The organism is Segeticoccus rhizosphaerae, assembly GCF_009192725.1.
Classification (GTDB): Bacteria; Actinomycetota; Actinomycetes; order Actinomycetales; family Dermatophilaceae; genus Segeticoccus; species Segeticoccus rhizosphaerae.
The window spans coordinates 1-6,137 of record NZ_VOHR01000229.1 but is presented as its reverse complement, the minus strand read 5'-3'; the positions used below and the strand labels follow the sequence as shown (position 1 = coordinate 6,137).

Genomic DNA, 6,137 nt, shown 5'->3' with positions numbered 1-6,137 from the left:
GGTCGTCCGCGCGCACGACGTGGCCGCGACCCGGCAGGTGCTCGACATGGTGGCCGCGCTGCGGACGGGCAGACCGGCGCAGGCCCGCCGGGCCCTCGCCTGAGGACCTATTCGGGGCGTTTGGCCGGGAGCTGCTCCTCGGCCTCTGTGATGATCCGGACGGCCTGCTCCGGGTCGTCGGTGAGGTGGAAGAGGTCGACGTCGCGTGTGGCGATGGTGCCGCTGGCGAGCGCGGTGTCGCGCAGCCAGTCCAGCAGACCGCTCCAGTAGTCGCATCCCATCAGGACGATCGGGAAGTTGGTGACCTTGCGGGTCTGCACCAGCGTCACGGCCTCGAAGAGCTCGTCGAGCGTGCCGAAACCACCCGGCAGCACGATGAAACCCTGCGCGTACTTGACGAACATCGTCTTGCGCGCGAAGAAGTAGCGGAAGTTGATGCCGAGGCCGACGTAGCGGTTGAGGCCGTCCTCGAACGGCAGCTCGATCCCGAGGCCGACCGACGTGCCACCGGCCTCGAAGGCGCCCTTGTTGGCCGCCTCCATGGTGCCCGGTCCTCCTCCGGTGATGACGGCGTAGCCGGCCTCGACCAGGTGCTTGGCCACCTCGCCGGCCAGGGCGTAGGTGGGGTCGTCCGGCTGCACGCGGGCCGACCCGAACACGCTCACCGCCGGTCCGAGGTCGGCGAGCGCCCCGAAGCCCTCGACGAACTCGCTCTGGATGCGCAGCACCCGCCAAGGATCGGTGTGCAGCCAGTCGGCCTGCCCGTCGTTGTCCAGTAACCGTTGGTCGGCGGTCGAGTCGGGCGCCCGTTCGCCCCTCAGGGTGACCGGGCCGAGTTGGTAGGTCTTGTCGCTCACGACCTCAACCTACGGGACGTCGACGTCCGACGCAGGGCTGTGCGGGCCGACCTCAACGCAGCCACCGCACCAGCGCCGACTCGGCGGCAACGAGCTGCTCGACCGGACAACGCTCGTGGTCATGGTGGGCGAGGTTCGGGTCACCGGGGCCGAAGTTCACGGCGGGCACGCCCAGCGCGGCGAACCGTGCCACGTCGGTCCATCCTTCCTTGGCCACCACGGGCAGGCCGAGCGCCTCGACGAAACCCTGCGCGGCCGGCCGCTGCAACCCCGGGCGCGCCCCGGCGGCCAGGTCGGTGACCTGCACGTCATACCCCTGCATGAGCGAGCGCACGTGGGCGACGGCCTGCTCGGCGCTCTTGCTGGGGGCGAAGCGGTAGTTGACGGTCACCACACAGGTGTCGGGGATGACGTTGCCGGCGATGCCGCCGTGGACGGCCACCGCGCCCAGCGCCTCGTGGTAGTCGAGCCCGTCGACCCGCACGATCTGCGGCTGGTAGGCGACGAGCCGCTGCAGGATGGTGCCGGCCTCGTGGATCGCGTTGTGGCCGTTCCACGGCCGCGCCGAGTGTGCGGCCGTGCCCCGGGCCACGACGTCGGCCCTCAGCGTCCCCTTGCAGCCGCCCTCGATGCGGCCGTCGGTGGGTTCGAGCAGCACGGCGAAGTCGGCGGCCAGCAGATCGGGCCGGTTGCGGCCGAGACGAGCCAGCCCGTTGCGCTCCTCCTCGACCTCCTCGCAGTCGTAGAAGACGTAGGTGATGTCCCGGGTGGGTTCGGGCACCGTCTGCGCCAGCCGCAGCTGGACCGCCACCCCACCCTTCATGTCGACCGTGCCGCGTCCGACCAGGTCGCCGCCGTCCCGCCTGGTGGGCAGGTTGGGCGGCTCGGTCAGGGGGACGGTGTCGAGGTGCCCTGCCAGCACGACCCGCTCGGCCCGTCCCAGGTCCGTGCGCGCCACGACGGCGTTGCCGTCACGGGTCACGGTCAGGTGTGGCAGCGTCGCGAGGGCGGCCTCGACGGCGTCCGCCAGGGCCACCTCCTCCCCGCTCACCGACTCGATGTCGCACAGCGCGGCTGTCAGGGTGACGACGTCGGCCGTGAGGTCGAGCGTGGGGTGCGGGGGCATGCCACGCAGCGTATCCAAGCGGTGGCGATGGCCGTGGGCCGCTCGCCTAGGCTGTGGCCCATGACCGACGAGCGCGCGGCGTGGGGCTATGGCTTGACCACGGAGACCATGGACGGCCAGGTCCTCGACACCTGGTTTCCTGAGCCTGCGCTGGGGCCGGCCGCCGACGACAGCCCCTACGGTCCCCCGGCCGACCTCGTCTCGCTCGACAAGGAGGACCCCCGCCGGGGAGTCCGGATGCGTGTTACCCACGTCTCGGTGGACCTCGATGCGCCGCCGGCCGACGTGCCGGACGCCTACCTGCGCCTCCACCTGTTGTCACACCGCTTGGTGCGACCCAACACGATCAACCTGGACGGCCTGTTCGGCGTCCTCACCAACGTCGTCTGGACCAGTCACGGCCCGTGCCCCGTCGACGATTTCGAGCGCAGGCGGATGCGGATGCGCGAGCTCGGGGCCGTCCAGGTCCACGGGATCGACAAGTTCCCCCGGATGACGGACTACGTCGTGCCCTCAGGCGTGCGCATCGCCGACGCCGACCGCGTCCGGCTCGGCGCCCACCTGGCGGCCGGCACCACCGTGATGCACGAGGGCTTCGTCAACTTCAACGCGGGCACCCTGGGCACCTCGATGGTCGAGGGGCGCATCGTGCAGGGCGTCGTGGTGGGAGACGGCACCGACGTGGGCGGCGGCGCCTCCATCATGGGCACCCTGTCGGGGGGCGGCACCGAGCGGATCAGCATCGGGGAGCGTTGCCTGCTCGGCGCCCAGTCGGGCACCGGCATCTCGCTCGGGGACGACTGCGTGGTCGAGGCCGGGCTCTACGTCACGGCCGGCACCAAGGTGCTCGTCACCGACGGCAATGCGTCCGAGGTCGTCAAGGCGCGGGAGCTGAGCGGACGGTCGGGGCTGCTCTTCCGCCGCAACTCCCAGTCCGGAGCGGTCGAGGCACTGCCCCGAGAGGGATTCGGGATCACGCTCAACACGGTCCTGCATGCCAACGACTGACCCACGCGAGCACCCGAGCCACCGCGACTTCCCGCACCTTCGTCCGCCCGGTTTCCGTCCCCACCACAGCCCCGCCCGGCGCCTGTTCGGTCGCGCCCTGGTCCTCGTGCTGGTGGCCGCGGTCGGTATCGGGGCCTTCGTCGGGGTCAGGGGGCTGCTGCACAACTTCGGCGCGCCGGGGTGCCGCTTCGTCGTCGGGTCGATGGAACAGTCGCTCACGCCCGAGCAGAGTGCCAACGCGGCGACCATCAGCGCGGTGGCGGTCCGCCGGGCCCTGCCCCCACGAGCGGCCACCATCGCCCTCACCACGGCGATCCAGGAGTCGAAGCTGCGCAACCTCACCTACGGCGACCGTGACTCGCTCGGGCTGTTCCAGCAGCGGCCGAGCCAGGGCTGGGGCACCGCCGACCAGGTGCAGGACGCCGTCTACGCGAGCGGCGCGTTCTACGACCGGCTCATCCAGGTGCCCGGTTACGAGACCGCGCCGATCGGAGACATGGCTCAGGAGGTGCAGCGCAGCGGCTACCCCACGGCGTATGCCGAGCACGAGACCGAGGGACGCGTGCTCGCCTCGGTACTCACCGGGCAGGTCCCGGGCGCCATCGGCTGTCGCCTCGACCCGCCGGACGGCGCCGGAGACGCCGCCGCGCTGGCGCAGAAGCTCACGCGAGAGACCGGGCTGACACCCCGCGTCTCGTCCGGCGAGCTGACCGTCGCGGTGCGCACCCCCACGGTGGCGTGGACGGTCGGCGCCTGGGCCGTCGCGCACGCAGAGGCGGACGACGTCACCGCGGTGACGGTGGGTGACCACACGTGGACCCGCAGCCGTGAGGAGTCAGGCTGGACCTGGCCCTCGGCCGAGCGCCCCGCCGCCACCTCGACGACCGTGCGCATCACCCTCGCCGGCGACTCCGGCTAGTCGCTCCCGCACCGACCGCCCCGCGTCCACGCCCCGGGAGGGGAGATCGTGGGAGGGGTGGGGCGAGAACTGGTGGGGTCAGCGCTTCTCGATCGCCGCGTAGTCGCGCTCGGTCTCGCCCACGTAGATCTGCCGGGGGCGTCCGATCTTGGTCTGCGGGTCCTCGATCATCTCGCGCCACTGGGCGATCCACCCCGGCAGCCGTCCCATCGCGAACAGCACGGTGAACATCCGCGTGGGGAAGCCCATCGCCTTGTAGATGAGGCCGGTGTAGAAGTCGACGTTGGGGTAGAGCTTGCGCTCGACGAAGTAGTCGTCGGCCAGGGCGACCTGCTCGAGCTTGAGCGCGATCTCGAGCAGCTCGTCGCGCTTGCCCAGCTTGCCCAGGATCTCGTCGGCGGTCTTCTTGATGATGGTGGCCCGCGGGTCGAAGTTCTTGTAGACGCGGTGGCCGAAGCCCATCAGCTTGACCCCGTCCTCCTTGTTCTTGACCTTGCGGACGAACTCGTCGACGTCGCCACCGTCGGCCTGGATGCCCTCGAGCATGTCGAGCACGGCCGCGTTGGCGCCACCGTGCAGCGGGCCGAAGAGAGCGTTGATGCCGGCCGAGACGGAGGCAAACAGGTTGGCCTGGGCCGACCCCACGAGGCGCACCGTCGAGGTCGAGCAGTTCTGCTCGTGGTCGGCGTGCAGGATGAGCAGCAGATCGAGCGCCTTGACCAGGTCGGGGTCGAGGTCGTAGGCCTCGGCCGGCAGCCCGAAGGTCATGCGCAGGAAGTTCTCGGTGAGCCCGAGGTCGTTGTCGGGGTAGAGGAACGGCTGCCCGACGCTCTTCTTGAAGGCGTAGGCCGCGATCGTCGGCAGCTTGGCGAGCAGGCGGACCGTCGAGATCTCGACCTGCTCCTGGTCGAACGGGTCGAGGCTGTCCTGGTAGAAGGTCGAGAGCGCCGAGACGGCCGAGGAGAGGACCGGCATCGGGTGCGCGTCGCGGGGGAACCCCTGGAAGAAGCCCTTGAGGTCCTCGTGCAGCAGCGTGTGCCGCCGCAGCCGCTGGTCGAAGTCGTCGAGCTGGTCGGCGGTGGGCAGCTCGCCGTAGATGAGCAGGTAGGAGGTCTCGATGAAGGAGGACTTCTCCGCGAGCTGCTCGATCGGGTAGCCGCGATAGCGCAGGATGCCGGCGGCGCCGTCGATGTAGGTGATCTTGGACTGGCACGAGGCGGTGTTGACGAAGCCCACGTCCAGCGTGACGTTGCCGGTCTCCTTCAGGAGCGCCGACACGTCGTAGCCGTCATTGCCCTCGTGGGCTTTGACGAGGGGGAAGCTCAGCTTGGTGTCGCCCGTCGTGAACGTGGCAGCGTCGTTGGTCATCTATTCGTCCTCCTCGAGACCCGGCTCCGTTGCCGGAAGATCAGCGCTCTCGACGGTACCCCAGAACGTCGAGCCACCTGAACGGGGCACCGGCCACGAAAGATCAGGCCAGTCGCTGCGCCGCCGCCTCGATGCGCTCGTCCGAGGCGGTCAGGGCGATCCGGACGTGCTCCGCGCCGGCAGGGCCGTAGAAGGTGCCAGGCGCCGCGAGTATGCCGTGCCCGGCCAGCCACTCGAGCGTCTCCCAGGAGCCCTCTCCTCGGCTCGACCAGAGGTAGAGACCCGCGTCGGAGTGGTCCACCCGGAAGCCGCTCGTTGCCAGCGCCTTGGTCAGGGTCGTTCTGCGGCGGGCATACCGGGCCTTCTGGACCGCGACGTGCTCGTCGTCGCCGAGCGCGGCCACCATCGCCCGCTGCACCGGCCACGGCAGCATCATCCCGGCGTGCCGCCGGACCTCGAGCAACCGACGCACCACCGACACGTCGCCGGCCACGAAGCCGGCGCGGTAGCCCGCCATCGAGCTGCGCTTGGACAGCGAGTAGACGACGAGCAGCCCGGTGGGATCACCTCTGCAGACCCGGGGGTCGAGCAGGCTCGGCGTGGAGACGGCCGCCCGGCCGGAGTCGTCCTCGCCCGGGTCCTCGCGCCAGTCCAGCTCGGCATAACACTCGTCGCTGGCCACGAGCACACCGTGCAGGCGCGCCCAGCTCACCACCTTGCGCAAGTGGCCGAGGCCGAGCACCTGGCCGGTCGGGTTGGACGGGGTGTTGAGCCACAGCAGCCCCGGTGCGGATGCGCGCGTCATCGGCCCGAGGCCGGTCAGGCTGCGCATCGGCCGCGGCGACGCGCCCGCGAGCCG

Annotated in this window: 6 protein-coding genes; 2 read left to right on the top strand and 4 right to left on the bottom strand. The window is 70.7% G+C overall.

Annotated features, from left to right (window positions below):
• Positions 1-107: 107 nt before the first annotated feature.
• Both FRW57_RS15750 and dapE read right to left on the bottom strand, forming a co-directional pair.
• Positions 108-857 (bottom strand): LOG family protein, encoded by a 750-nt coding sequence (locus FRW57_RS15750; protein ID WP_137123228.1) that lies wholly within the window; start codon positions 855-857, stop codon positions 108-110.
• Positions 858-909: 52 nt separating this feature from the next.
• Positions 910-1,983 (bottom strand): succinyl-diaminopimelate desuccinylase, encoded by a 1,074-nt coding sequence (gene dapE, locus FRW57_RS15745; protein ID WP_152186437.1) that lies wholly within the window; start codon positions 1,981-1,983, stop codon positions 910-912.
• Between the two features lie 60 nt (positions 1,984-2,043).
• Here dapE and dapD point away from each other — a divergent pair, with 60 nt between their 5' ends.
• Together dapD and FRW57_RS15735 are read left to right on the top strand one after the other, a co-directional pair.
• Positions 2,044-2,991, top strand: coding sequence for a 2,3,4,5-tetrahydropyridine-2,6-dicarboxylate N-succinyltransferase (dapD, locus tag FRW57_RS15740; RefSeq protein WP_152186436.1), 948 nt, complete (start codon positions 2,044-2,046; stop codon positions 2,989-2,991).
• Positions 2,978-3,910 (top strand): hypothetical protein, encoded by a 933-nt coding sequence (locus tag FRW57_RS15735; protein ID WP_203230357.1) that lies wholly within the window; start codon positions 2,978-2,980, stop codon positions 3,908-3,910. The genes dapD and FRW57_RS15735 overlap by 14 nt, the downstream gene beginning before the upstream one ends.
• 78 nt (positions 3,911-3,988) lie before the next feature.
• Here FRW57_RS15735 and FRW57_RS15730 read toward each other — a convergent pair whose 3' ends face one another.
• Together FRW57_RS15730 and FRW57_RS15725 are read right to left on the bottom strand one after the other, a co-directional pair.
• On the bottom strand, positions 3,989-5,278 hold the full coding sequence (locus tag FRW57_RS15730; protein WP_137123231.1) for a citrate synthase: 1,290 nt from the start codon (positions 5,276-5,278) through the stop codon (positions 3,989-3,991).
• 103 nt (positions 5,279-5,381) lie between these two features.
• A partial coding sequence (locus FRW57_RS15725) for an aminotransferase class I/II-fold pyridoxal phosphate-dependent enzyme (RefSeq protein ID WP_152186435.1) occupies positions 5,382-6,137 on the bottom strand: 756 nt, incomplete at its 5' end.